Source organism: Vibrio sp. 704, assembly GCF_033339295.1.
Genome location: NZ_JAWOUH010001087.1, coordinates 1 through 503 on the forward strand (window position 1 = coordinate 1; position 503 = coordinate 503).

A 503-nucleotide genomic window follows, 5' to 3' on the forward strand; every position below is an offset into this window, starting at 1 on the left:
CAGCAAAATGCTGAGGACTATCGCGGTCATGTAACTGAAAAGCTTAAACGCAAGGCTGTCTTTGCGTTTTGCTATGTAGGATGGACACACCAGCTTCATCACGCGCCCACAGATTCTAAATAACTGTAGCCTTTGCCTCGAAACGTTTTGATGTGCTGATTAGATAAGCCCGCTTCAACCAATTTTCGGCGAATGTTACTGATGTGCATATCTAGGTTGCGATCAAACGGGCTGAGTTCTTTTTTCAACACTTCTGTCTGTAGCTCTGCTTTGGAGATCACCACGCCTTGATTCTTAACCAAATGGCTCAAAAGATCCGCTTCAGTGCTAGTCAACGGTAAGCTGGTTAGCTGATCACTGATACTCTGGGCGGTATTACAAATGGTTTGGCGTTGACGCTCCAAGCCCACTCGACGCAGGATCGCTTTGATGCGCATTAGCAACTCAGCAACATTGAATGGCTTACCAATGTATTGATCGGCCCCCGCTTGATAGCCATCCAG

General features: G+C 46.9%; 1 protein-coding gene. It reads right to left on the reverse strand.

Annotated elements, in window-relative coordinates; all coding sequences use genetic code 11:
• Window positions 1-98: 98 nt before the first annotated feature.
• Window positions 99-503, reverse strand: a 405-nt coding sequence (locus R7R24_RS30790) for a response regulator transcription factor (protein ID WP_318120726.1), incomplete at its 5' end; no start/stop codon positions are given.